The sequence below is a fragment of the Peptostreptococcus anaerobius 653-L genome, assembly GCF_000178095.1.
In the GTDB taxonomy this organism is placed as follows: domain Bacteria; phylum Bacillota; class Clostridia; order Peptostreptococcales; family Peptostreptococcaceae; genus Peptostreptococcus; species Peptostreptococcus anaerobius.
The window spans coordinates 1-601 of sequence record NZ_ADJN01000005.1 but is presented as its reverse complement, the minus strand read 5'-3'; the positions used below and the strand labels follow the sequence as shown (position 1 = coordinate 601).

General features: G+C 33.9%; 1 protein-coding gene. It reads left to right on the top strand.

Features of this window, described 5'->3' with window-relative positions:
• On the top strand, positions 1 to 465 hold a 465-nt coding region (locus HMPREF0631_RS00525), incomplete at its 5' end, for an IS30 family transposase (RefSeq protein ID WP_002842647.1).
• Positions 466 to 601: the final 136 nt, after the last annotated feature.

Here is a 601-nt window from a genome sequence, read left to right as displayed (position 1 = left end):
ATAGGCAAGAAAACATCGGACCAAGATGTTTTACTAACGATAATAGAGAGAAAATCTAGATACTATAAGGTTATCAAAATAGATTCTAAATCATCAAAACCAGTAAATGACGCACTTTTAGATTATATAATGGAAAGCAAAACAAAAGTTGCTGAAGTATTTAAAAGCATAACAAGCGACAATGGTTCAGAATTTTCAGGGCTAAGTGACTTTGAGTCACTCGTAGCTGTGTACTTTTGTCATCCATACTCTTCATTTGAAAGAGGCAGTAATGAAATACACAATGGGATATTGAGACAATTCATTCCAAAAGGTAGAAGCATTAATGACTTTAGTGAGGATGAGATTATGTATTTTGTTGATACTATAAATGCTAAGCCTAGAAAAAATCTAGGATACAGAACCCCTGAAGGAATCTTTGATGAAGAGATGGATAAAATATACTCTACGAGTGGTGTGGCCTAAGGTATGGAAGCCCTCTTTCAAATATCAGTTTACTAGTCCTAAAATACTAGTCAAGACTAAAATGAATAGGCAAGGCCTAGTCTTGACATATATTTTAGGACAAGTACCGATATTTTTGCAAGAGTGGCAAAAAAGT